A 25516-nucleotide genomic window follows, 5' to 3' on the forward strand; every position below is an offset into this window, starting at 1 on the left:
GATAGTCTTGGATTTAAAAGGAAAGACGGTCATCGTCACTGGTAGTTCAAGAGGAATCGGGGAAGCCATCGCTGAAGCGTATGCGAAACGTGGAGCCAATATCGTTCTGAATGCACGCAAACCGATTGCTGAAGAAAAAATTGCGCATCTGGAATCTTATGGCGTCACTGTCAAAACACTCTTAGGCGATGTCAGCGATTTTCAGACTGCCAAAGAAATCGTCAGCCAAGCCAAAGAACTTTTCGGTTCCGTTGATGTTTTGGTCAACAATGCTGGGATCACCCGCGACAAATTGATCATGCGTATGGATGAAGAAGACTTCGATGCCACTTATCAAGTGAATTTGAAGGGTACTTTCAATATGATTCGCCACGCTTTGCCGCTTATGTTGAAGCAAAGAGCCGGCAGCATCATCAATATCTCAAGCGTCGTCGGTGAAACCGGAAATACAGGGCAGGCCAACTATGCTGCCAGCAAAGCAGGAATCATCGGATTGACGAAATCTGTCGCCCGTGAAGCTGCGACAAGAGGCATTACTTGTAATGCCATTGCTCCAGGATTCATCGAAACGGAAATGACGGATGTTCTTTCAGAAAAGATTCAGGAACAAATGTTGACGCAAATCCCATTGAAACGATTTGGAAAAGCCGAAGAAGTGGCAAACACTGCTGTCTTCTTAAGTGAGAATACTTACATCACCGGCCAGACCATCAGTGTCAATGGCGGCATGTACATGTAAGACAGGAGGATAAATATGAATCGCGTTGTTATTACAGGTATGGGTGCTATCACACCTTTAGGAAATACAGTCACTGAATATTGGGACGGCATCAAAAACGGTAAAAATGGTATTACTGCCATCACTAAATTTGACGCATCCGAAACGGGCGTTTCTGTCGCGGGCGAAGTGAAAGACTTCGAGGCGACTTTATACATGGACCGCAAAGAATACAAGCGTATGGATCTGTTCTCGCAATATGCGGTAGCAGCCTCTGCTCAAGCCGTGGAACAAAGCGGCATCGACATGGAAAAAATCGATGCGGATCGCTTTGGCGTTACCATCGGCTCTGGTGTCGGCGGATTCATCACTATGGAATCCGGCATCATCAAAATGCATGAAAAAGGACCGAAACGCGTACCGCCTATGTTCGTGCCTATGGCGATCGGAAACATGGCGGCAGGAAATACAGCCATCAAATTCGGCGCTAAAGGACCGAGCATGGACATCGTTACTGCTTGTGCTTCTGCGACAAACTCAATTGGAGAAGCTTTCCGCAGCATCAAGCATGGTTACGCAGACCTGATGCTTGCAGGCGGAGCAGAAGCAACGGTCTGCGAAATCGGCATCGCTGGTTTTGCGGCACTGACTGCTTTGTCCACAAGCACTGATCCGGATCGCGCTTCCATTCCTTTCGACAAAGAAAGAAATGGCTTTGTAATGGGTGAAGGTGCCGGCATCTTGATGCTTGAAAATCTTGATCACGCATTGGAACGCGGCGCAAATATCTTGGCTGAAGTTGTCGGATACGGTGTCACTTGTGATGCTTACCATATGACGGCTCCATCAGCTGATGGAAGCGGAGCTGGCAAAGCGATGCTTCAAGCAATGAAAGAAGCTGGCATCACTCCGGCGCAAGTCGATTACATCAACGCTCACGGAACAAGCACAGCAGCAAACGACTCCGGCGAAACGGCTGCCATCAAATATGCTTTCGGCGAAGAAGCATACAACGTCGCTATCTCAAGCACAAAGAGCATGACCGGTCATCTACTGGGCGCGGCCGGCGGTATCGAAGCTGTTGTCTGCGTTAAAGCCATTCAAGACGACTTCTTGCCGCCTACAATCGGATTCCAAGTGGCTGATGAAGGCTGCGATTTGGACTACATCCCGAATGTTGGTCGTGAAAAAGAAGTCACTTACACATTGAGCAATTCTTTGGGCTTCGGCGGCCATAATGCCGTACTATGTTTCAAAAAATGGGAGGCTTAATACGTGAATATTGAAGATGTAAAAAGCCTCATTTCCTTGATCGATGAATCAACCTTGACTGAGTTGCATTATCAGACAGGCGACTTTCAACTTTTGTTGTCCAAAAACAAGCTGGTCCAATCAAACCAGCAGTCAAGCGACAGCGTTCCGGCAGCAGCTCCAACTCCAGCAGTGACTGCACCGGTCCAAAACATCAAAGAAGCCCTTTCTGAAGCGACTGCGATAAAAGAAGGACAGATCATTACTTCTCCGATTGTCGGCGTTGTTTACCTTTCACCGACTCCGGATGCGAAGCCTTACGCCACTAAAGGCCAGAATATCGCTAAAGGCGACGTTGTCTGCTTGGTGGAAGCAATGAAACTTATGAATGAAATCAAAAGCGAATTCGATGGGGAAATCGTTGAAGTACTGGTTGAAAATGAACAAATCGTTGAATACAACCAACCGCTGTTCCGAATCGTCTAAAAAAAGGAGACTATTAAAATGAGTTTATTAAGCGCACAAGAAGTTATGGCTATCATCCCGAACCGCTACCCAATTTTCTTCATTGATAAAGTAGAGGAATTAACACCAGGCGAGCACATCGTCTGCTACAAAAACGTAACAATCAACGAACCTTTCTTCCAAGGACATTTCCCGGGCGAACCAGTAATGCCAGGCGTATTGATCGTTGAAGCATTGGCGCAAGCGGGATCTATCCCTTTGTTGACATTGCCTGATTTCGAAGGACAAACAGCTTACTTAGGCGGATTGAATAAAGTCAAATTCCGTCAAAAAGTTGTTCCTGGCGACGTTTTGCGTCTTCAAGTGGATATCATCAAATTGAAAAAATTTGCGGGTATCGGTTATGGACAAGCTTTTGTCGGAGACAAAAAAGTTTGTGAAGTTGAAATGACCTTCATCATTGGTAGATAATATGTTTACGAAGGTATTGATCGCAAACAGAGGAGAAATTGCTGTCAGGATCATTCGGGCTTGTCATGAGTTGGGAATCCAGACGGTAGCGGTCTATTCTGAAGCTGACCGCGAAGCGTTGCATACACAACTGGCCACTCAGGCCATTTGTATCGGTCCTGCAAAAGCGAGCGATTCCTATTTGAATATGACAAGCATTTTGAGTGCGGCAGTCGTTACAGGAGCCCAAGCCATCCATCCAGGCTTCGGTTTCCTCTCGGAAAACAGTGCATTCGCCACGATGTGCGAAGAAATGAATATCCGATTCATCGGACCTTCTTCCACCATCATCGACCTGATGGGCAATAAAGCAAACGCCCGCAAAACGATGATCGCAGCAGGCGTGCCTGTGACCCCGGGAAGCGAAGGCTACATCTCTTCATATGAAGAGGCAGTGCTGCAAGCAGAGAAAATCGGTTATCCGGTCATCTTGAAAGCTGCCGCTGGCGGCGGCGGTAAAGGGATGCGGAAAGTCTACCAAGAAAACGGTTTGGAGGCAGCCTTCAGTCAAGCGAAAGCGGAAGCTAAGGCAGCCTTCGGAGATGACCGCATGTATCTTGAAAAGATAATCACACCGGCTCGTCATATTGAAGTGCAGATTTTAGGGGATTCATTCGGCAATGTTGTCCATCTGGGCGAACGCGATTGCTCCCTTCAGCGCAATCATCAGAAAGTGCTTGAAGAGAGCCCGTCCACGTTCATCACTGAAGCTACTCGCAAAGCCATGGGGGACGTCGCCATCCGAGCGGCCAAACATGTTGGCTATACGAATGCAGGCACGATCGAGTTCCTCGTCGATGCCGAACAACGTTTCTATTTCATGGAAATGAACACGCGTATCCAAGTGGAGCATCCGGTAACCGAAATGGCGACTGGCATCGATATCGTAAAGGAACAATTGCGCATCGCGAGCGGTGAGCCTTTGTCCTTTACGCAAGATGACGTAGCGATCACCGGTCACACGATCGAGTGCCGAATCAACGCTGAAAATCCGGCTTTGGGCTTCCGCCCTTCATCCGGGAAAATCGACTACCTGTTCTTGCCTAGCGGCGGGAATGGACTGCGTGTCGAAAGCGCCATGTATGGAGGATATATGATTCCGCCATTCTATGACTCGATGATCGCCAAAATCATCACAAAAGGCGACAACAGAAGCGAAGCAATCGCCAAAATGAGGCGTGCGCTTCAGGAACTGGTCATCGAAGGAGTCGACACGAACCAATTCTTCCAGGAAGATATTCTGCAGGATCCTAATTTCATTTCCGGAGATTACGATACGGAATATCTTCAGAATGTGTTCCTGAAAACATGGGCACCTGAAGAAGAGGAAAGTGTATAAATCAATTAGTCAAGAAGTCACACTAGAGGTGAGGAAATGAAATTATTTCGTAAGCGTCCTTACATTCCGATAGCCCAAGTTCCCGCTTCAAAAGCAGACGATCAGAAACCGATCGTTCCAGAAGGCTTATGGGAAAAATGCCCGAATTGTCAAAAGACGATCTACAGCAAAGATTTAGGGAAAGATAAAGTATGCCCGCATTGTGCCTATAATTTCAGGATTTCGGCATATGAACGCATTTCCAATATCGTTGATGAAGGTTCTTTTGATGAATGGAACGCGCTCATGCCCGAAGAGAACCCACTGGCTTTTCCGGGGTATGAGAACAAACTGAAGATTGCCAAAGAAAAAACGGGACTTGACGAAGCGGTTGTAACCGGCGCGGCATTCATCAATAAGCATAAAGTTGCTTTGTGTGTGATGGATTCGAACTTTATCATGGCAAGCATGGGGAAAGTTGTCGGCGAGAAGCTGACGCTCGCATTTGAACGCGCAACGTCAGAAAAGCTCCCGATCATCGTCTTCACGGCTTCGGGCGGCGCCAGAATGCAGGAGGGCATCATGTCCTTGATGCAGATGGCGAAAGTCAGCGTTGCAGTCTCCAATCACAGTAAAGCCGGTCTGTTGTACATCACAGTCCTAACCGATCCGACGACTGGGGGCGTAACGGCCAGCTTTGCGATGCAAGGGGATATCATCCTGGCTGAAACAGGGGCGACTGTCGGTTTCGCCGGCAAACGCGTCATCGAACAGACAATCAAAGCGAAATTGCCTGAAGGCTTCCAGACAGCCGAAAAAGTGCTGGAAAACGGCTTTATCGACAAAATTGTAGCCAGAAAAGATTTAAAGAGAGCATTGCAGCATCTTTTGCTGTTGCATGCTCCTGCAGAAAAGGCGGGTGAAGTGCAGTGAAGGATGTCAAAGAAATTATCACATCTGCAAGAAGCATCTCCCGTCTGACGGCGACAGAAATGATCCACGCCATCTGTGAAGGTTTTGTTGAATTCCACGGCGACAGAAAGTTCGGTGACGACCCTGCTATCGTCGGTGGGATCGCATTGCTGGATGACATGCCGGTAACCGTCATCGGAACGCAAAAAGGCCATGATGTGACTGAAAATGTCTACCGGAATTTCGGGTCACCGCATCCGGAAGGCTACCGAAAGGCGATCCGTTTGATGAAGCAGGCGGAGAAATTCAATCGTCCGATCGTAACTTTCATCAATACCTCAGGTGCTTTTTGCGACGTCGATTCTGAGGATCGAGGCATCGGTGAAGCAATCGCTGAATCGCTTTTGGTGATGAGTCAACTGACGGTTCCTTTCATCGCCATCTTCATCGGTGAGGGAGGCAGCGGCGGCGCATTGGCGCTGGCAATGGGCAACGAGGTGTGGATGTTGGAGAATACCATGTATTCTGTCCTGTCCCCGGAAGGCTTTGCCTCCATTTTATGGAAAGATTCCTCACGATCCGATGAAGCAGCCAAAGTAATGAAGTTGACGCCTGATGATCTTTTTTCATTGGACGTCATCGACAAAATCATTATGGAAACCCGCAGGAAAGTGGCCCGTAAATCGGATGATGTCATGCTGGAACTGAAGCGGGAATTAAGTGCCAAGCTGAAAGAGCTGAAGCAACTGACTCCAACCGAATTGGTCGAGCAACGACAAAAACGATTCCGAAATTATTGATTCAAGAACTGCTATAAACCGCCCGCACAGCAGCAGCTGTGTGGGCGGTTTTTTTCGCGTTTGCTTTTGTGTTATAATGACCTAACAGGAAAATCAGCTTAGATTGGGGTGATGGAAATGGGAGAAAAGATTGTTTTTCCATTTAATTACGAGGGATACTTGAAAAAAGGATTGTTGGCATTTGAAGAGGGAAATCTGCAACTTGCGGAAGAATGGATCGGCAAAGCTGTAGCCATCAAAAAGGCGGACGATATCCTCCCGCTGTATCTCATGTTGCTGCAGGAGACCGATCAAGCAGAGAAGAGTCTGGAATTGATAACCGAAATGCGTCCGGATATTGCTTCCGCCATTTCGGTGGACGACATCGATTTCCTTTATTTGAAAGGCTTGTCGCATTCCGGATCATTCGACATGGCCCGTGAGCAAATCGAAGCACGCAAAAATACTTTCGGTCTGTCGATGGAACATCAATTCGCTTTGGAGCAATTGGAGGCTGAAGTCGAAAAAGTTGAACTGAAGAATTTGGAGAAAAAACTAAAAAAAAGTTCAGAAATCCTCCAAGCCGAAAAAACCATCGATACGCAACCGTTCCACAAGCAACAAGCATACGCGCAACAATTGAAGGAATTGGAGGATGACCAATTCGGCAAGATAGCGCAACGCCTGCTCATGAATAACAATCTCCACCGGATGCTCAAGACAGAGATCATCCATCAATTTCTTGCGCGCGGGCTCCATCCGACGGTTACTGTCAGATTGGACGGGACCGAAGAAAAATTGGATCTGGCTGGAGTTGTCCCGTTGATCGACTCGAAAACTTACAAAGAAGGAATGGCGTATATCAGGGAAGAAATTGCCAATAAAAATCCGACTATGGCAGATGCCATGGAGAATGCCTTCTTCATGCAATTATCCCTCCTTTATCCGTTCGAAGACAGGACGATCCTATCCGTGACGGACTGGTTGGAGGTGCTCTACCGCATTTACAACGGGGCCGTATCGACGGGCGATCCAAGCGAAAAGAGCATCCGCGATGAAATTGAACAATTGGAAAATAAGCTGGCCGATTTTTTTGGTTTTTTTGAATAAGTGCCAATGAAGCTATCAGAATAATTGACTCTATAGGGATTCCTCTCTATAATGGGGGTAACCCGTCTTTGTGAAAGCAGTTCCAAAGATATGAGTGTTGAAGGAGGATGTACAATGGAATTTGGCAAAGTAAAGTGGTTCAATAATGATAAAGGGTATGGTTTTATTGAACTCGATCAACAGGATGACGACATTTTCGTACATTTTACCGGTATAGCTGGAGAAGGCTTCAAAAGACTTGAAGAAGGGCAACGCGTTCAGTTCGATATCGCTGAAGGCGTAAGAGGACCACAGGCCACTAATGTGATCGTCTTGGCAGAATCATAAAAAAGTACAGTAAACCGCAAAGGTGAGGGGAATCCGTTCAGGATTTTCTTTCACCTTTGTTTTTTAGGATGTGGAACATTTGATAAAATTATTTGTTGATGGGGCGGCTACCGGAAAAGAAGGCTATGCAGCCATCGGGATTTTGATCGTTGAGGACGGCGTGCAAGAGCAGATAGGCCTGCCTTTAGAGGACAGAATGGATAATCATCGGGCCGAATTCGAAGCACTTCTGTATGGATTGCGCCATCTGAAAAAACACAGCAAACAGGATCAGCTCGTCTTTTGTTACACCGACAGTAAACTCGTTGCCGATTCGATCAGGAAAAAGTATACCAAAAAAGCGGAACATAAGCTTTTGCTGGAAGAGACCTTGCTGGATTTAGCTACGTTCACTAATTTTTACTTGGAATGGATTCCGGAAAAGGAAAATAAAGGAGCCGATAATCTCGCAAAAAAAGCGCTCTATCAGCTCACCAAAAAGAAAAAATGAGTCTGAATGGGCTGTCTTCCAGAATCCAAAATGCCATTTTCATCACTCAAAAAAGGCTCTCTCCATCCTTATTTGAAACGGGGATGGCTTTTTTGTTAGCCGCCAGTCGCTTTTTAGTGTATGCGAGTCATAGATTATGCTTGACTTGGAGTCCACTTCAAGGAGTATACTATCAGCAACATAGTGAGTTTCTATGTCATCAAATTTGAACTGGAGGAAAATATTGATGGAATATGTAACTTTAAATAATGGTGTCAAGATGCCAATTTTGGGCTATGGCGTGTATCAGATACCTGATGCTGCAGAATGCGAACGCTGCGTGTTGGATGCAATCGAGGTAGGCTACCGCTCGATCGATACCGCCCAAGCATATGGAAACGAAGAAGCGGTCGGCAATGCAATTAAAAAAAGCGGTGTTGCGCGTGAAGAACTATTCATTACGACAAAAGTCTGGATATCGAATGCCGGGTATGAAAAAGCCAAAGCTTCGATTGCAGAATCGCTGCAGAAACTTCAGTTGGACTATCTGGATCTGGTTCTGATCCATCAGCCCTTCGGTGATTACTACGGGACCTACCGCGCCATGGAAGAGCTGTATGAGCAAGGTAAAATCCGTGCCATCGGCGTGAGCAACTTCTATCCTGACCGGTACATCGATCTGGTTCGTTTCACAAATGTCGTACCGGCCGTCAACCAAGTGGAGACCCATGTATTCAATCAGCAAGTGGATGCGCATGAAATCATGAAAAAATACGGCACTCAAATCGAATCCTGGGGTCCTTTTGCTGAAGGCAGAAATGAACTGTTCACGAATGAAACGCTACAAATGATCGGAGACAAATACAACAAAACGACGGCTCAAGTTGCGCTCCGCTATTTGTTGCAGCGTGACGTCGTGGTGATTCCGAAAACGACGCATAAAGAGCGGATGATCCAAAATTTGGATGTCTTTGACTTTAGTCTTACTGAAGAGGATATGGAAACGATCAAAGGCTTGGACAAAAAAGAGAGCGCCTTCTTCTCGCACTACGATCCGAAGTTGGTCGAAAAGCTGGTGAACCGCGGTTAATGCCAGGCAGATGAACTAATGAAACAGGCATGGACTGCGATCAACCGGCAGTGGTCCTATCCTAAAGAAATGGAGAGATGATGATGGATTATGTGAAATTCGGCAATACAGGGATGGATGTTTCAAGGATTTGTTTGGGAGCCATGGGATTCGGCGATCCGAACAGCGGCTTCCATAATTGGGTACTGGAAGAAGAAGAGAGCAGAAAAGTCATAAAAAGTGCGTTGGATTTGGGGATCAATTTCTTCGATACGGCAAACATCTACTCATACGGAGCCAGTGAAAGCATACTCGGGAAAGCCTTGAACGATTACGCCAACCGGGATGAAATCGTGGTGGCGACAAAAGTACATCAGAAGATGCGCCAGGCACCGAACGGAGGGGGCCTTTCCCGCAAAGCGATCCTGACTGAAATCGATCACAGTCTGGAAAGGTTGGGCATGGACTATGTTGACCTTTACATCATCCACCGGTGGGACTACAACACACCAATCGAGGAAACGATGGAAGCTTTGCATGATGTCGTGAAATCCGGCAAAGCCCGCTATATCGGCGCATCAGCCATGTTCGCGTGGCAATTCGCCAAAGCGCAATCTGTTGCCGAAAAAAACGGCCTGACAAAGTTTGTTTCGATGCAGAATCACCTGAATCTCTTATACCGGGAGGAAGAGCGGGAAATGCTGCCGTTGTGCACGGATCAAAAGATTGCCGTAACGCCATACAGCCCGCTGGCTTCAGGGAGGCTCACCCGTGATTGGTCCGCCACTACGAAACGCTTCGAAATGGATCAGGTGGCGAAACATAAGTATGATACGACCGAAGTACAGGACCGCGTCATCGTGGAACGGGTTGCAGCGATTGCCGAAAAATATGGCGTCGAGAGAGTTCAGGTTGCTTTGGCTTGGCTGCTGCAGAAGGATCAAGTCGTTGCGCCGATCATCGGGGCAACAAAGGAAAGCCATCTGACCAGCGCCATTTCGGCTCTTGACTTCAAGCTTTCTGCGGAGGACATCCTTTCTCTGGAAGAACCATACATCCCTCATCATATAATGGGGCACAACTAAAAAGCTCTTGTGCACAAATCTTTTAACAACAAATAAGCCCGAATGGATCCCTGGCTGCAGGAATTCATTCGGGCTTTCTTTTTCGTATCCTGATGAGTGTGCTGATCAGGGTTGCCTTAGTTCAGACTATAGGGATTATTCCTTGTAGTCCGTTGAGGCGGCCAATTCTGTTTGCGTCCGGAAATTGGCTAAGCGGTTCTCAAGCGTAGAAATGGTGCTGGCCAGCGCTTGCGAGCCGAGGACCATGCGAAGCGGCGCGGGTGTGATATCCACGCTTTCAATGATCCGTTTTGCCATCTCCGCAGGATTTCCGGGAGCCAGTACCTTTGTTGAATCAAGCATCGCAAGAAAGCTGTGCGCCGGGTTGCCATCGTATTCAGGCATCAGGTCAGCCACTTGTGCGCTTCCGTAGCGGAATTCGGTCCGTGCGCCGCCTGGCTCTACAATGGTCACGCCGATATTAAAGGGTTCCACTTCCTGGGCGACAGATTCGCAGAAGCCTTCGATCCCGAATTTCGTGGCATGGTACATGGAATTGCCCGGGAAAGCGACTTGTCCGCCATAGGAAGATATTTGGATGATGCGGCCGTGACCTTGTTTTCGTAAGAACGGAAGCGCGGAACGGATCATCTGGATGGAGCCAGTCAAATTGGTCGCGATGATGAGATCCACTTGCTCGTCGCTCAACTCTTCTGCAGCACCGAACAGGCCATAGCCAGCATTATTGATGATGACATCGATTTCTCCGTGTTTTTCAAAAGATTCCTTGACAACTTGATGTACAGTGGGCGTATCGGTTACATCAAGGATCTGGCAATCGAACAGCGTCGGGTACTCCGCAATCAAATCAGAAATTTTGGCTTTATTGCGCACCGTTCCGATCACCGTATCGCCTTTATCCAACAACTGTTTGGTCAGTTCGTAGCCAAAACCACTGCTCACACCTGTAATCATCCATGTTTTGCTCATCATTATTGCCTCCATTTCATTTCTATTCAGACTATAGCTCTTGGAGTGGACTCCAAGTCAAGCGATTTGTTTATTAAAAAATAATGCAGTACGTTTGATGGATTAATTTAATTATACATTTACATTACTGGATTAACCATTCAAAGGCTGGATTCAACATCCGGAAAATAAAGATGTCCGTTCATGCTTGACTTGGAGTGAACTCCAAGTGATACCATACTCCTATCAACTAGAAATTTGAGGTGGAAATGATGAATAAAATAGTGATTATCGGCGCAACCGGCTCAGTCGGTCGCGTGGCAAGACAACGGTTCCTTGAAAAAACAAATGATGAACTGACGCTTTTTTCGCGACGACCGGAAAGACTCAAGCCGATTGATTCAACGAGAGAAGTTGCCGTTTCAGGCGATGTAATGAACGCAGCCGACCTGGACAAGGTCATCTCTGGACAGGATGTAGTGTTTGCATCTTTGACAGGGAACTTAGGGGAAATGGCCAAAGCGATTGTCGAATCGATGAAACGCGTTGGAGTCAACCGTTTGATTTTTATCACTTCGATGGGTATCTATAACGAAATTACGGCTTCCGTAGGCTCTTCCGGCAATCTTCGCTCCAATCCGGTTTTGCAGACCTACCGTGATGCGGCGAACGTCATTGAAGCATCCAATCTGGATTATACGATCATCCGTCCAGGCTGGTTCGACAGCAGCAACGATACCGATTATGAAATTACCGTCAAGGGTGAGCCATTCGGCGGACATGACGTATCCAGGAAAAGCATCGCGGATCTTGTCGTTCGTCTTGCTGCCGATCCTACCCTTTATGTCCGTGAAAGTGTCGGCATCAATCGTCCGGAATGATCAATTAGATCCATTATGCCAACAATGAGAGGATGACAAATAATGAACTATACATCAGTTGGCAGAACAGGCATCAAAGTTTCTGAATTGTGTTTCGGTGCCATGTCTTTTGGCGGCGACGCAGATGAAATACGGATCGGCTAAAAAACCGGATTCCGGCCGTCTCGTCGATAGCGAACTGAATCGTTTGCGTTATCAAAATGACCTGGAACTTGCGGATCGCTTTGCGGCCTTTGCCAAAAAATTGGGCGTCAGTCCGGCAACATTGGCGGTGGCTTGGGCAAAAAGCCATCCAGCCGTAACCGCCCCGATCATCGGTGCCCGGAATCTGGCCCAATTGGAGGACTCCTTGGCGGCAGCCGATTTTGAGATGACGCCCGATTTGCGTGCAGAAATCAGTTCGCTTGCTCTGGCCCCGGAACCGGCATCAGGGCGTTCAGAAGAAAAAACGCTCGGCCAGTTCGGCGTGTGGAAAAAATAAATGCAGTAGTTATTTCAATATAGTGCAGATAATTTTGGTTCGATAAAATATTTTCAGAAAACACTTGCCTTAATGTGCACTTTAAGTGTTACCCTTGGTTTATGCAAGCGCAAGTGACTCACAAGAAAAGGTGGAGAAACAAATGAAAGCAAACATAATGTACGCGGCAGGCGATGTGCGCGTGGAAGAAATTCCAGTACCTGAAATACAGAAACCTACGGACGTTATCCTGAAAGTAGTGGCTGCCTGCATCTGCGGCAGTGACTTGCATCCATACCACAAAATGCATGCGCACGAGCACGGTGAAGGCGAAGCAATGGGGCATGAGGTGCTCGGAAGGATCGATGCAATGGGTTCTGAAGTTTCAGGATTCAAAAAAGGCGATTTGGTCGTTGTTCCTTTCGCATACGGCGACAACACTTGTCCGTTTTGTAAAGAAGGCTTGATGACATCTTGTGTAAACGGCGGCTTCATGACCGGTTGCCAAGCGGAATACGGCCGGGTGCCTCAAGCGCAAGGCAGCATGTTCAAATTACCCGACGACATTGACGAAAATTCGCCTTTGTTGCCTTCGTTGTTGACTTTGTCCGATGTATACGGAACCGGTTATCATGCGGCCATCATGGGCGGCGTTAACGAGAATACGACGGTGACGGTCATCGGAGACGGTGCTGTAGGCCTTCTGGCTGTCCTTTCGGCGAAGAAACTTGGTGCCAAAAAAATCATCTTGATGGGTCGCCACAAAGATCGTACCGATCTTGGGATTGCCTTCGGCGCAACGGATGTCATCGCTGAACGAGGCGAGGAGGGGATCGCGAAGGTCAAGGAATTGACTAACGGAGAAGGCACGCATGTCGTACTAGAGTGCGTCGGCCTGATGCCCGCTTACGAGATGAGTCTTGGTGCTGTCCGAGCCGGCGGAGTCATCAGCCGTGTCGGTGTTCCCCAGTATGTCGAAGCCCCAGTCGGATTTGCAAGTCTTTTCGGCCGCAACATTACGTTGACCGGAGGACCGGCACCAACGCGTGCCTACATGAAAGAACTTTTGCCCGATATACTTGACGGCACGCTCGAACCTGGCCGTGTCTTCGACGTGACAGTCGACCTGGACGGTGTTCCTGATGGCTACAGAGCCATGGACAATCGCGAAGCGTTGAAAGTGTTGATCAGACCTTAACCAACAGCTTTACCACCGCAAAGAGGGTATCCTAAATAAAAAATAAAAGCAGTCCGAACGACCCCGCATCAGCGAGGGCGGTCGGACTGCTTTTATTTATTTAAAAAAATTATTTTTCTTTGGTTTCCCTGGCGTCATGCTCTTTTTTGATTCTTGGCGGGCGCGTTCCCCAATATTGGAAGAAATCGGTACGCAATCTTCCGTTGTAGAGTTTGCGTTTTTTGGTGGCTCTTTCGCCGTAGAATTCTTCGAAAAGCAATTCGCTCGTCAGGATGTATTTGCTCCATGTCTTCAATGGACGGAAAACTTGGCCCATCTCTTTGTAGAGTATCTCGATCTCTTCCTGATCGGAAAGACGCTCACCGTACGGCGGGTTGCAGACGATCGTTCCGTATTCCTTGGTAGTCGTGAAGTCGGCCAAAGCCAACTGTTTGAAAGTGACATAATCGGCAACGCCTGCTTTTTCGGCATTGCTCTTCGCGATGGCGATGACATGCGGATCGATGTCCGAACCGCCGATATCCAACTTCACATCGAAATTGGCGGCAGCTTTTGCTTCATTGCGGATGCGATCCCATAATCCTTCTTCAAAAATGTTCCATTCTTCGGAAGGGAATGAGCGCTTCAATCCAGGAGCGATATTCAGGCCAATCAGAGCCGCTTCGATCGGAATCGTGCCGGAACCGCAAGTCGGGTCATAGAAGGGACGGTCAGGGAACCAATTGGTCAACATCACTAAAGCGGCTGCCATATTTTCCTTCAATGGTGCGCCGCCTTTTTCGGAACGGTAACCGCGTTTGAAAAGGCTGGAACCGCTCGTATCGATCGTCAGGATCACTTCATCCTTGTTGATGGCCACTTCGATCGGATAGAGTGCGCCGGATTCAGGCAAACGGGTACGGCGGTGGTAGTATTCGCTCAGACGATTGACGATGGCCTTTTTGACGATCGCTTGGCAATCGGGCACGCTGTACAGAGTCGATTTTTGTGATTTGCCGGAAACAGGGAATTCCGCATCCATCGGTAGGATTTGTTCCCATGGCAAAGCTTTCGTTTGTTCGAAAAGATCATCGAAAGTTTTTGCTTCGAATTTGCCGAATACGATTTTGATGCGGTCAGCGGTGCGCAGCCACAGGTTGGTGGTGATGATGTCCGCTTCCGTACCGGAGAAGTAGGCTTTGCCGTTCTCGACCTGGACATTGTAGCCCATTTTTTTCAGCTCATTGCCGGTGATGGCTTCGATGCCGCTTGCGGCCGTAGCCATTAATTGATATGTTTTCATTTAGTGCTCCTTATTGTTTTGCCTTAGAAATTGCCGGATAATGCAACGAAAAATGGGACAAAAATTAGCTTGTCCCATCCTCGATCGTATTCATTTTGAAGAAAAAAAAGCCTGATTTGTAAATTTCTGTAAGCCATGTTCTGTCGCGCCATCGGAGCCAGGCCTCTGATGGCGGAGGTAATTATCTATCTGCATTTCTGCCTCTTTCCCTCGTTCATTTCCTTGGAAAGAGTGCCCCTACCAAAGTTTGGGTTGCTCGCTCGAGGGGTTTACCGCGTTCCACCAGAAAGGTTTCCCCGTCTGCTTCGTCACTGTGGCACTTTCAAGAATACTCAGGCATAGGCAGAGCCCTTAGCCTTTTTTTCTGCCGTCAATCTAACGATTGCCTTAGCTTATTGTTTCGCTAAGCACGAACACTACAAGCATCTCAGCTTGTGCGAGCATGGACTTTCCTCAGCCTCCATGAAGGAGACCGCAATTACCCGAAATTTACAAATGTTTTTTTGATGCTAGTTTGCTTCTTCGTTGGTTTCATCCAGTTTTGAACCGAATACATGTTTCTCCAAGTTGGAAAGGCGTTTCAGAATATCAAAATTCGTTACACCGCTGCCGACTGATGATGCATTCGATTGGGTCGGCTTAGCTAAAACTGCTTGCTTCGTCAACTCATCCACACGGCTCATCAAACGTTCATTTTCGCTTTGAAGATAAGAAAGGTCTTTTTGATAAGATTCATAATCTCTTATGATCATATCCAGATATTCATCGACTTCTGCAACATTATAGCCTCTCATAGCGCTTTTGAATTCTTTTTGCAGAATATCTTTGGTTGTTAGATTTTTATCTGCCATATTTGCACACCTCGTTAGTTGTCCTTGTTACCTAAACAGTATAGCATAAAATCGCAATATTAATAAGCAAATATTCTAATCAACATCATATCAGGCTTTTCGCATAAACTCAACCTAATTTTTTATTGTCCCCCCCCGGCGTTCAGGAAAGACCTAAGTGATCGGAAAGCCTAATAGGGCATGGCTCCTTGAAAATTGATGATGATATAGTGCTTGTTTCCGGAGTTGGTTGTCGTGATGGATAAATTTTCATTAAGAACAGGCTGCTTCCCGAATATTTCCAACAGAAAACTCTTGAAGACTTTATCCGTTTTGGATTGCAGGACCTCTTTGAAGAGTTCGCTTTTTGTGGCCGGATCGATGCCATCTTCGAAAATGATTTTTTCATCTGCTGTAAGGTAATCATCTTCCAACACTATTTCAGCCCTTCGGCCGAATGGAATCTGGATTTTCAAGCTTTCTTTGTATTCTGTTTTCTGGTAATCACGGGCGATGCGCGTCACTAAGTAATCGATGGATTGTCTGATCTCTGATTGTTCTGTCATGAAATATCCCTCCAACTTTTTTCCTGACCTAAATATATCACAAACCGCCCCTTTTATAAATCGTTCCCTGCACGTCGCGTGCCGTTTTTTGGTAAATGACCAGCTGATGCATAGCCCGGAATATATCTTTTCCCCGTTTTTTGCTACAATGGATTGAGAGCTTCATCCCGAGGCGGTACGCAGCCATTAAGGCACTGCCGAAACGAAGATACGAGGAGGAAGAAAATGGACAAAAGTATGATCGACAAAATCCACGAAGAATTGGAAGAGCAACACTTGCCTTGCGAATGGCGATTGGAGTGGCATAAACCCTTCCATACAGTCGAAATTGTGTTATTATTAGAAGTCAGTTATCCTCCAGACAACAGTATTTCTGATATATTTGGCCATTCGAATCATGAAGATCGGTTCGTTTTTGAAGATTCCGTTTTGTTCTATGATCGTGCATCCTCAAAAATCAAAACGGAGGAGTATTTGACCGGCATCCCATTCGATCGGAAAAAAGGGATCCAGGGCGGATTGGCCGAAGCAGTGGTCAAGAACATACGCTTGACGGTCGGCGAAGCTAACAGCAAACTTAGGGATTTTCTCAATAATGAAGGAGACTCCAGCTTCGAATTGCATTGGAATGAGCTGAATTTTATGCAGACAATCGAAACACTGAAGGAATTAGGTAGATATGATGAAACGTATTATCGTTACCCTTGATGATAGGAAAGGTGATTGCAAATGGAATGGAATGAAGTGAAGGTTGTGACTGCTACAGAAGCGGTTGAGGCTGTATCAAATATATTGATGGAAGCCGGTGCGAAAGGCGTCGCCATCGATGACGAATTGGACTTCGTCAATCTGCAGGATGACGGTTTCGGCCAGATAAAAGAGGAACGTGCGATGCCTGAAGAAGGGCATGCCGTCTATATCATGGCTTATTATCCGAACAACGCGGGTTTCCAGGACACTGTGTTGTTCATCAAAGAACAGCTGGCGGAACTGGAAAAAATCGATCTGAAGATCGGAAAGAATGAACTGCAGATCAACCAAGTGAAGGAAGAAGATTGGGAAAACTCCTGGAAAGAATATTTCCATCCGATCCGTTTGACGCGTTTTCTGACGATCGTACCTTATTGGGAAGAATACACGCCGGATGATGAAAAAGAAATGCTTATTCAATTGGATCCGGGGATGGCCTTCGGTACCGGCACGCATCCAACAACGCGTCTGTCGATCGAAGCGCTTGAAGCCGTGATGCGGGGCGGCGAAAAAGTGATCGATGTCGGAACCGGGTCGGGCGTGTTGAGCATCGCAGCCAAGGCAATGGGCGCAGAAACTGTCTATGCCTACGATATCGATGAAATCGCCACACGTGTTTCCAAAGAGAACATCGCTTATAATGCCTATGCTTCAGACGTCATCGTCAAGGAGAACAACCTTTTGGTAGGGATTGCCGATCAGCAAGCGGACATCATTGTTGCGAATATCCTGGCGGAAATCCTGCTGCTGTTGCTTCCCGATGCCTACAAGAACCTCAAGGATGATGGCTATTTCATCCTTTCGGGCATCATCGATTCGAAGAAAGAGGAACTGATCGCAGCTTTGATCAGCAATGGCTTTGAGATCGAGCAAGAAAAGCAAATGAAAGATTGGGTTTGCCTGATCTGCACAAAAAACGTGGAGGATTGAAACATGCAGCGATACATCATTCCGCCTCTAGCAAAAGATTATCAAACGCAGCCGATCATTTTGTCGGATGATTTCCATCACCATATGGTGCATGTGATGCGCATGAAGCAAGGAGGGCAGGTATATTTGGCCGACAACTCCGGCATTTCATTCGTTGCGGAAATCACCGACATATCCGCAAGTACGGTCGGATTAAAGTGGGTGGCCGATGAAGACCGCTCAACGGAATTGCCGGTCAAGATTACGATCGCCTGCGGATTGCCGAAGGGCGACAAGCTGGAATACATCGTACAGAAGGGCACTGAGTTGGGTGCGGCAGCCTTCATCCCTTTCGCAGCCAAAAATGCAGTTGTGAAGTGGACAGCGGACAAAAGCGCAAAAAAACAGCAGCGCCTGCAGAAAATTGCGAAAGAGGCAGCGGAGCAATCGCACCGCCAAAAAGAGCCGTTCGTGCATCCTGTCCACAACCTCAAGGAGTTGCTGGCGGAAGCGGCAAAATACAGCAAAGTGTTGATTGCCTATGAAGAAGATGCAAAGGCCGGCGAAGGCAGCATCTTGGTGAACACACTGGAAAATCTCGAACCAGGCGATTCTTTGTTGTTTGTGTTCGGGCCTGAAGGCGGATTGGCGCCGGAAGAGCTGGCGGCATTCAGACAGGCCGGCCATAAGAGCTGTGCTTTGGGACCGAGGATTTTGCGGGCTGAAACAGCTCCTTTGTATGCGTTGGCGGCGGTATCCTATGAAATGGAATTAAGAAAAGGAGCGGATAAAAATGGTTGAAAAATTAAATAAATACATCGATCACACTCTATTAAGACAAGATGCGACAGAGGAGGAAATCAAGGCCCTTTGCGAAGAAGCGAGGGAATATGACTTCAAGTCCGTCTGTGTACAACCCTTCTGGGTCAAAAAAGTAGAAGCCTTCCTGACCGGTTCGGATGTGCTTGTATGTACCGTCGTCGGTTTTCCGCATGGCGCCAATACGGCAGAAGTGAAGACTTTCGAAGCGAAACAGGCGGTGCAGAACGGTGCCGATGAAGTCGATATGGTCATCAATATCGGAGCTTTGAAGGATGGCAATTACCAAACAGTCGAACATGAAATCGCAGCTTTGGTCGAAGCGGTCAAAGGCAAGGCGATCCTGAAGGTGATCATCGAGACGTGCCTGTTGACTGATGATGAAAAAGTCATCGCTTGCCAGTTGGCTCAAAAGGCAGGCGCCGACTTTGTCAAGACATCCACCGGTTTTTCAACAGGCGGCGCAACATTGGAGGATATCGCACTGATGCGCAAGACAGTCGGTCCTGTGATGGACGTAAAAGCAAGCGGCGGAGTACGCACGTATGAAGATGCATTGGCTTTCATCGCAGCCGGCGCAACGCGCTTGGGCACTTCCAGCGGCAAAAAAATCGTTGAAGGTTGGCTTGCGGCAAAGTAAATGTAAGGGATGCTCCGATTGCATCCGAATAATCGAATGATCAGGGAAACCTTGAGGGACTTCTTTTTTATGAAGCTGTCCTTCAAGGTTTTTTATAGTTTGAGGTTGAAAAGAGAGAGCAAATGTTGATGGCGCATCGTTCCGATTTAAAGTATAATAAAGGGAAATATATTTTCTTTTTTGTTTGCAAAATGTGATATATTCAGCAGCTTTTCCGTTTGCGGACGGAATCGCAGTAAGTAAATACATAATCTTAAGAGTCAGGAGTGACAACATGCCGAAAATCAAAACCTATTCACCTGAAGAGGTTGTGCAGCTATGCGCGGAATATATGAATGAAACCCATGTGGCATTTGTCCAAAAAGCGTGTGATTTTGCCAGGGAAGCTCATAGCGGACAGATGCGGAAGTCCGGCGAGGAGTACTTCGTTCATCCGACCCAAGTCGCAGCGATATTGGCAGATTTGAAATTAGATCCAGAAACGATTGCAACGGGGTTTTTGCATGATGTCGTGGAAGATACAGAATATACTTTAGAGGATATCGAACGGGAATTCTCCAAAACCGTAGCCATCCTGGTCGATGGCGTCACGAAATTGGGGAAGATCGAGTACAAGTCGCATGAAGAACAACAGGCCGAAAACCATCGCAAGATGTTGATGGCCATGGCGAAGGACCTGCGGATCATCATGGTGAAGTTGGCGGATAGATTGCACAACATGCGCACGCTGAAATACCATAAGCCGGAGAAACAACGGACCATTTCCAATGAGACGTTGGAGATATACGCACCCTTAGCCCACCGCTTAGGGATGAACCGGATCAAATGGGAATTGGAGGATACGTCGCTCAGGTATCTGAATCCACAGCAATATTACCGGATCGTTCATCTGATGAACAGCAAACGCGATGAACGGGAACTGTACATCAAGGATACGATCAACAAAATCAAAGATTCGATCGATGAATTGGAAATTGAAGCCGACATCTACGGCAGACCGAAGCACATCAACTCCATCTACCGAAAAATGAAGGGCCATAAGAAACAGTTCACGGAAATCTATGATCTGTTGGCTATCCGTGTCATCGTCCATTCCATCAAAGACTGTTATGCCGTTTTGGGGGCCATCCACACAAAATGGAAACCAATGCCGGGCCGATTCAAAGACTATATCGCCATGCCCAAAGCGAATATGTATCAGTCGCTGCACACGACCGTCATCGGGACGCAAGGAACGCCTGTCGAAATCCAGATCCGGACAATCGAAATGCACCAAGTCGCGGAATATGGGGTTGCGGCTCACTGGGCATACAAAGAGGGCATCACCAAAAAAATCGATCCGGATAAAATGCCCCATCAGATCGATTGGTTCCGTGACCTGATCGACTTGCAGGATGATTCCAAAAACGCCAGCGAGTTCGTCGAAAGCGTCAAGGAGGATATCTTCAAGGACAAGGTTTATGTCTTCACTCCGAAAGGCGATGTCGTTGAATTGCCATCGGGTGCCGGCCCTTTGGATTTCGCCTATAACATCCATACCGAAATCGGACATAAAACCATCGGAGCGAAAGTCAACGGAAAGATTGTCCCTTTGAATTACAAACTGCAGAATGGCGACATCATCGAAGTGATGACATCCCCGAACTCATTCGGTCCGAGCAGGGACTGGGTCAACTTGGTTTCCACCAGCAAGGCAAAAAATAAGATCAAACGCTACTTCAAGCTGCAGGACCGCGATGAACATGTGATCAAAGGCCGGGATATGCTGGAAAAACAATTGACGGAAATGGAATTCTCGCCTAAGGAATTCCTGACGAAACTAGCAATCAAAGATTTGTTGAATCGCTTCAATGTGAATTCGGAAGATGACCTCTATGCCGCCATCGGCTTCGGCGAACTGTCTGCGTTCATCGTATCGAACCGTTTGACCGAAAAAGCCCGCCGTGAGCGGGACAAGCACAAAGCTGAACAGCAGCTGGACACGATTGAGCAAAAAACGAAAAAAGATAATCCTAAAATGAAAATCCGTCATGAAGGCGGCGTAGTCATTCAAGGAGTGGACAATCTGCTGATACGCATCAGCCATTGCTGCAATCCTGTCCCAGGGGATGAAATTGTCGGCTACATCACAAAAGGGCGCGGCATATCGGTCCACCGGAAAGATTGCCCGAATGTTCAGGTATCCGGAGAGCACGGCGACCGTTTGATCGATGTCGAATGGGAAGATACCGGCACATCCAATATCGATTACGAAACCGAATTGACGGTCGAGGGCTACAATCGCTCAGGTCTGCTGAACGAGATCCTGCATGTGGTCAATACGATGACCAAGAATCTCAGCAGCGTAAACGGGAAAGTCGACAGCAATAAAATTGCGGTCATTACGTTGAAAATCGGAATACAAAACTTGAGCCAACTGGACAAAATCGTCGATAAAATCAAAAATATCCCGGACGTCTACACTGTCAGAAGGGTCACATCCTAATCAAAATGAATCGAGGGCAGATATGCGTGTTGTTGTACAGAAAGTGACGGAAGCATCCGTCTCGGTTGATGATGAAATCATCGGGGAAATAGGTGAGGGGTTTATGCTTTTGGTCGGCATCGGCAAGGACGACAGACAAGAAGATGTGCACTACCTTGCCCGCAAGGTTTCGAATCTCCGGGTTTTCGAAGATGAGGATGGCAAAATGAACCGCTCCTTGAAGGATGTGGATGGTGCCATCCTTTCGATATCCCAATTCACTTTGTTCGCTGATACCAAAAAAGGGAATCGCCCAAGCTTCACCAATGCGGCCCCTCCGGAAACCGGGGAGGCACTTTACCAAACGTTCAACGAGCTGTTAAGAGCGGAAGGTTTTCCTGTGGCATCGGGTAAGTTCGGCGCGCACATGTCTGTCCGTTTGAACAACGATGGACCCGTAACCATCTTCATCGATTCCAAAAACAAATAACAGAGTCGGCAGCTTGAACCATTGGAGGTTCAAGCTGCCGACTCTGTTTTCTTATTGCGCTTTTCTTGTTTATTGGAAATATTCGGTCAATGCTTGGTAGATGCTTTCTGCCACCAGCGAGCGATAATAATCGGAATTGAAGGTCTTGACGTCGGAGTCATTGTTCATATAGCCGAGCTCCAACAACAGGGAGGGTTGGTCATTTTCGCGTGTGACCAAGAAATCGCCGAATTTGGAACCATTGTCCTGCAACGGCAAAGTATCGGCCAGGTGATCATCGACCAGATTTGCCAACGGAATATCCGCATCAGCATAATAATATGTCGTGAACCCCGTCGCGGAAGTACCGCTTGCGGTGGAATCATAATGCAGACTGATGAAAAGATCAGCATTGTTGACATTACTCATTTCTGCCCGATCTTCCAAAGTTACGTAGACATCAGATGTGCGCGTCAATATGACATTGGCTCCGGCACTGCGTAATTTATCAGCAACCGCTTCAGCGGTTTTGAGTGTTACTTCCTTCTCGTAAATATAAGTCCCTTCCGCACCTGGATCTTCCCCTCCGTGGCCCGGATCGATTACGATGGTCGCTTCGGCTAGCGTGGTGGTGGATGACGCAGTGACGGGAGTATTGAGCGAGTCGGATGTTTCCACCAACCAGGAGGCGACGTAGCCTTCCTTATTTCCCTCATAAAGGATCTTATAGAAATCACCGGATTCACTGATCAGTTCGTACTCTTCGCCTTTTTCGGCAATGAACAGGATATCGCTGCCTGTCGAAGGCCCACTTCGGACATTTACGCCATCCATCGTGATGATGACTTTCGGATTGGCATCGTCTGCAACGACCTCTGTGGTGTCGACTGTTTCCGGCGCCAATTGGATGCTGCCTGGTGAAATTTCAATCAGCTCCGACAGAATCCAAGCGACTTTATTGTTGTACTGGATTTGGCTCCAGCCGTTCTCTTCATACAACAGAGCGAATTTTTCGCCTTCACTGGCCGTTCCTACAACTTCGGATGTTTCATTGTTCTCTTGCCGAACGTTGGCGGAGGGGACAAGCACCGTTGCCAATAATTCGGATGTTGCCGCGATTTCAGTGTTGTTGATCAGCCAGCTGGCAACCCAACCGATTCTTCCGTCCGAAAGCCGGACTTTATACCATTCATTCTTGTCAGCCAAAACATTGACTGAGGAACCGCCTTGTATTTGCGTCATAATGTCGTAGGATAACCCTGGACCGGACCGGACATTTACGATGCTGGCGGAGATGCTGACCGTAGTATAGTTGGCTAATGCTACCGTACCGAAGGAGCCCAATCCGACAAATAGCAGAACAAGCGCCAAGAAGAACAGATGTCTATTTTTTGCGATAGTCTTCACTGATTGTCTCCTTTCTGGTTTGGAATGCATAAAAATTTACAAAAATTGTTCAATTCTTCTATCATTATAGCAAAGATACGGCATCCAATGCAAAGCCTTTTCAGAAATTATGATTCTGTTCCCTATTTGGACAAAGCGGAACCGCGACGCAACCATCCGACACAGAATATGCGATTGATCATGCTGACCCGGAAAGTGAAAATATGATGAAAACAGTATTGACAATTCGGTGCTTATCTTGTATCGTTAAGGAAATTATAAATGTCCAGTGAAGATCGAAGTAGAATAGATTGGTTTGATTCAGAGAGGATTGCCGCGGCTGAGAGCACTCCCAAACGTTTATTCGAAAGACAGGTTGGAGGATTAATAGTGAAAAGCTATTACGCCACGAACGTTACTCGTTAAAGGAAAGCTATGCTTTCGAATAAAGGTGGCACCACGTCTGACTAATCGTCCTTTTCCATGATGGAAAGAGGGCTATTTTTTTGCTTTTTTTCAGACAGAAAACAGTATGAAGCGAAAGGAATGGTTATAAAAAATGATACAAAAACCAAAAGGGACTGCCGACATATTTTTGCAGGAAGCAGAAATTTGGCAATACGTGGAAGAAACATCCCGGATCTTACTGCATGACTATCAATTTTCAGAAATCCGCACCCCAATGTTCGAAAGTTATGAACTGTTCTCCAGAGGGGTCGGTGATACGAGTGACATCGTATCGAAGGAAATGTACGACTTCTACGACAAGGGCGAACGACACATCGCATTGAAGCCTGAAGGAACGGCTCCAGTGGTCCGGGCCTACGTCGAAAACAAACTGTTCGGTCCGGAACATCCGAAACCGCTGAAAGTCTATTACATCAGCCCGATGTTCCGCTACGAAAGACCACAAGGCGGACGGATGCGTCAATTCCACCAATTGGGTGTCGAAGTTTTTGGAAGCGTGAATCCGGCGACTGATGTCGAAACCATGGCATTGGCATGGGATATACTGAAAGAATTGGAATTGAGCGATCTGAAATTGGTCATCAATTCGTTGGGCAAGACCGAAGATCGGATCAGATACCGCGAAGCGCTGATCGCCTACTTGGAACCTTTCCATGATGAACTGAGCAAAGATTCCCAGACCCGTCTCCATAAGAATCCGTTGCGTGTGTTGGACAGCAAAGACAAGCGCGACAAGGAAATCGTTGCCCAGGCACCAAGCATCTTGGAGTTCCTGTCTGATGATTCAAGGAAACATTTTGAAACAGTTCAGGAAATGCTTCAGGCATTGGAAATTCCGTTCATGATCAACAGCAATATGGTACGCGGACTCGATTATTATCAGGATACCATCTTTGAAATCATGAGTGCATCCGCAGTTTTCGGGGCGGAAACGACCATCTGCGGTGGTGGCCGCTATGACGGCTTGGTCCAGGAAATCGGCGGACCGGAAGTGCCTGGTTTTGGCTTCGGGATGGGCTTGGAAAGACTGATCCTTTTGATGAAGGATCAGCAAGTCGATGTACCGAAACTATCCGAGTTGGATGTCTATGTGGTCGGTTTGGGAGAAGCTACGAACATCGAGTCCTTGAAATTGGTCCAAAACGCGCGCCAAGCAGGGTATTCGGCGGACCGGGACTTCCATGATCGCAAAGCTAAAGCGCAATTCAAAACTGCCACGAAAAATGGGGCAAAAGTAGTGCTGACCATCGGCGAAGATGAGTTGAACAACAAACAAGTGCAATTCAAAGTAATGTCGACCGGCAAAGAGCAGAAAGTGGCGTTGACTGAGATTTACGCTGATTTTGACAAAGTTTACAAAACACAGACAGCCGATATGACGGCTTTCAATGAATTTTTCGGAAAAGAAGACTAGAACATACAGAAAAGGGTAG

General features: G+C 47.2%; 27 protein-coding genes and 1 other RNA gene. 22 read left to right on the forward strand and 6 right to left on the reverse strand.

Annotated elements, in window-relative coordinates; translation table 11 throughout:
- The first annotated feature begins 7 nt into the window (after window positions 1-7).
- The 12 genes from fabG to C7R73_RS04980 all read left to right on the forward strand — a co-directional run bounded on the left by fabG (window position 8) and on the right by C7R73_RS04980 (window position 10013).
- Window positions 8-739: a 3-oxoacyl-[acyl-carrier-protein] reductase gene (fabG, locus tag C7R73_RS04925; protein WP_106449422.1), complete on the forward strand. Its 732-nt coding sequence runs from the start codon at window positions 8-10 to the stop codon at window positions 737-739.
- 15 nt (window positions 740-754) lie between these two features.
- Complete coding sequence (gene fabF, locus C7R73_RS04930; protein WP_106449423.1) at window positions 755-1990, forward strand: beta-ketoacyl-ACP synthase II; 1236 nt, start codon at window positions 755-757, stop codon at window positions 1988-1990.
- Between the two features lie 3 nt (window positions 1991-1993).
- Window positions 1994-2455, forward strand: a complete 462-nt coding sequence (gene accB / locus C7R73_RS04935) for an acetyl-CoA carboxylase biotin carboxyl carrier protein (protein ID WP_106449424.1) — start codon at window positions 1994-1996, stop codon at window positions 2453-2455.
- 18 nt (window positions 2456-2473) lie between these two features.
- Entirely contained in the window at window positions 2474-2905 is a 432-nt protein-coding gene (gene fabZ / locus C7R73_RS04940; protein WP_086984727.1) for a 3-hydroxyacyl-ACP dehydratase FabZ, read from the forward strand.
- A 1-nt stretch (window position 2906) separates the two neighbouring features.
- Entirely contained in the window at window positions 2907-4283 is a 1377-nt protein-coding gene (locus C7R73_RS04945) for an acetyl-CoA carboxylase biotin carboxylase subunit (RefSeq protein ID WP_106449425.1), read from the forward strand.
- A gap of 36 nt (window positions 4284-4319) precedes the next feature.
- Complete coding sequence (accD, locus tag C7R73_RS04950; RefSeq protein ID WP_106449426.1) at window positions 4320-5195, forward strand: acetyl-CoA carboxylase, carboxyltransferase subunit beta; 876 nt, start codon at window positions 4320-4322, stop codon at window positions 5193-5195.
- Window positions 5192-5974 (forward strand): acetyl-CoA carboxylase carboxyl transferase subunit alpha, encoded by a 783-nt coding sequence (gene accA / locus C7R73_RS04955; protein WP_106449427.1) that lies wholly within the window; start codon window positions 5192-5194, stop codon window positions 5972-5974. The genes accD and accA overlap by 4 nt, the downstream gene beginning before the upstream one ends.
- A 117-nt stretch (window positions 5975-6091) precedes the next feature.
- Complete coding sequence (locus C7R73_RS04960) at window positions 6092-7063, forward strand: tetratricopeptide repeat protein (RefSeq protein ID WP_106449428.1); 972 nt, start codon at window positions 6092-6094, stop codon at window positions 7061-7063.
- Window positions 7064-7177: 114 nt separating this feature from the next.
- Window positions 7178-7390, forward strand: coding sequence for a cold-shock protein (locus C7R73_RS04965; protein ID WP_106449429.1), 213 nt, complete (start codon window positions 7178-7180; stop codon window positions 7388-7390).
- Between the two features lie 79 nt (window positions 7391-7469).
- The gene (locus tag C7R73_RS04970) at window positions 7470-7880 is read left to right on the forward strand and encodes a ribonuclease HI family protein (RefSeq protein WP_161525864.1); all 411 of its coding nucleotides are present in this window, start codon (window positions 7470-7472) and stop codon (window positions 7878-7880) included.
- Between the two features lie 226 nt (window positions 7881-8106).
- On the forward strand, window positions 8107-8949 hold the full coding sequence (locus C7R73_RS04975) for an aldo/keto reductase (protein ID WP_106449431.1): 843 nt from the start codon (window positions 8107-8109) through the stop codon (window positions 8947-8949).
- A gap of 83 nt (window positions 8950-9032) precedes the next feature.
- Window positions 9033-10013 (forward strand): aldo/keto reductase, encoded by a 981-nt coding sequence (locus tag C7R73_RS04980; protein ID WP_106449432.1) that lies wholly within the window; start codon window positions 9033-9035, stop codon window positions 10011-10013.
- 135 nt (window positions 10014-10148) lie between these two features.
- Here the strand turns inward: C7R73_RS04980 and C7R73_RS04985 are convergent, their stop codons facing one another.
- Window positions 10149-10982 carry an SDR family oxidoreductase gene (locus C7R73_RS04985; RefSeq protein ID WP_239992569.1) on the reverse strand — a complete coding sequence of 278 codons (834 nt, stop codon included), beginning with the start codon at window positions 10980-10982 and terminating at the stop codon, window positions 10149-10151.
- 251 nt (window positions 10983-11233) lie between these two features.
- On the opposite strand from C7R73_RS04985, the gene C7R73_RS04990 reads away from it, so the two are divergent.
- From C7R73_RS04990 to C7R73_RS05000, 3 genes are all read left to right on the forward strand, one after another.
- Window positions 11234-11842, forward strand: a complete 609-nt coding sequence (locus C7R73_RS04990) for an NAD(P)H-binding protein (RefSeq protein ID WP_106449434.1) — start codon at window positions 11234-11236, stop codon at window positions 11840-11842.
- Window positions 11843-11966: 124 nt separating this feature from the next.
- Window positions 11967-12323: an aldo/keto reductase gene (locus tag C7R73_RS04995; RefSeq protein WP_106449435.1), complete on the forward strand. Its 357-nt coding sequence runs from the start codon at window positions 11967-11969 to the stop codon at window positions 12321-12323.
- 142 nt (window positions 12324-12465) lie between these two features.
- Entirely contained in the window at window positions 12466-13500 is a 1035-nt protein-coding gene (locus C7R73_RS05000) for a zinc-binding dehydrogenase (protein ID WP_106449436.1), read from the forward strand.
- 109 nt (window positions 13501-13609) lie between these two features.
- On the opposite strand, the gene C7R73_RS05005 is transcribed toward C7R73_RS05000, so the two are convergent.
- From C7R73_RS05005 to C7R73_RS05020, 4 genes are all read right to left on the reverse strand, one after another.
- Entirely contained in the window at window positions 13610-14782 is a 1173-nt protein-coding gene (locus tag C7R73_RS05005) for a THUMP domain-containing class I SAM-dependent RNA methyltransferase (protein ID WP_106449437.1), read from the reverse strand.
- Between the two features lie 124 nt (window positions 14783-14906).
- An RNA gene (rnpB, locus tag C7R73_RS05010) (RNase P RNA component class B) lies at window positions 14907-15272 on the reverse strand.
- A gap of 19 nt (window positions 15273-15291) precedes the next feature.
- Entirely contained in the window at window positions 15292-15633 is a 342-nt protein-coding gene (gene gpsB / locus C7R73_RS05015) for a cell division regulator GpsB (protein WP_086627826.1), read from the reverse strand.
- A gap of 170 nt (window positions 15634-15803) precedes the next feature.
- A complete protein-coding gene (locus C7R73_RS05020) occupies window positions 15804-16178 on the reverse strand; it encodes a hypothetical protein (RefSeq protein ID WP_106449438.1) in 375 nt (124 codons plus the stop codon).
- A gap of 225 nt (window positions 16179-16403) precedes the next feature.
- On the opposite strand from C7R73_RS05020, the gene C7R73_RS05025 reads away from it, so the two are divergent.
- The 6 genes from C7R73_RS05025 (at window position 16404) to dtd (ending at window position 22250) form a co-directional block, all read left to right on the forward strand.
- A complete protein-coding gene (locus tag C7R73_RS05025) occupies window positions 16404-16886 on the forward strand; it encodes a DUF3013 family protein (protein ID WP_106449439.1) in 483 nt (160 codons plus the stop codon).
- A gap of 21 nt (window positions 16887-16907) precedes the next feature.
- On the forward strand, window positions 16908-17858 hold the full coding sequence (gene prmA, locus C7R73_RS05030) for a 50S ribosomal protein L11 methyltransferase (protein WP_106449440.1): 951 nt from the start codon (window positions 16908-16910) through the stop codon (window positions 17856-17858).
- Window positions 17859-17861: 3 nt separating this feature from the next.
- Window positions 17862-18638 carry a 16S rRNA (uracil(1498)-N(3))-methyltransferase gene (locus tag C7R73_RS05035; RefSeq protein ID WP_106449441.1) on the forward strand — a complete coding sequence of 259 codons (777 nt, stop codon included), beginning with the start codon at window positions 17862-17864 and terminating at the stop codon, window positions 18636-18638.
- Window positions 18631-19296, forward strand: coding sequence for a deoxyribose-phosphate aldolase (gene deoC, locus C7R73_RS05040; protein WP_106449442.1), 666 nt, complete (start codon window positions 18631-18633; stop codon window positions 19294-19296). Before C7R73_RS05035 ends, deoC begins: the two co-directional genes overlap by 8 nt.
- A gap of 274 nt (window positions 19297-19570) precedes the next feature.
- Window positions 19571-21781, forward strand: a complete 2211-nt coding sequence (locus C7R73_RS05045) for a RelA/SpoT family protein (protein ID WP_106449443.1) — start codon at window positions 19571-19573, stop codon at window positions 21779-21781.
- A gap of 22 nt (window positions 21782-21803) precedes the next feature.
- A complete protein-coding gene (gene dtd, locus C7R73_RS05050; RefSeq protein WP_106449444.1) occupies window positions 21804-22250 on the forward strand; it encodes a D-aminoacyl-tRNA deacylase in 447 nt (148 codons plus the stop codon).
- A gap of 69 nt (window positions 22251-22319) precedes the next feature.
- On the opposite strand, the gene C7R73_RS05055 is transcribed toward dtd, so the two are convergent.
- Entirely contained in the window at window positions 22320-23636 is a 1317-nt protein-coding gene (locus C7R73_RS05055) for an N-acetylmuramoyl-L-alanine amidase family protein (protein ID WP_239992570.1), read from the reverse strand.
- A gap of 538 nt (window positions 23637-24174) precedes the next feature.
- Between C7R73_RS05055 and hisS the strand changes: the two genes are divergently transcribed.
- The gene (hisS, locus tag C7R73_RS05060; RefSeq protein WP_106449446.1) at window positions 24175-25497 is read left to right on the forward strand and encodes a histidine--tRNA ligase; all 1323 of its coding nucleotides are present in this window, start codon (window positions 24175-24177) and stop codon (window positions 25495-25497) included.
- Window positions 25498-25516: the final 19 nt, after the last annotated feature.

It is taken from the genome of Trichococcus alkaliphilus, from assembly GCF_003008695.1.
Lineage (GTDB): Bacteria > Bacillota > Bacilli > Lactobacillales > Aerococcaceae > Trichococcus > Trichococcus alkaliphilus.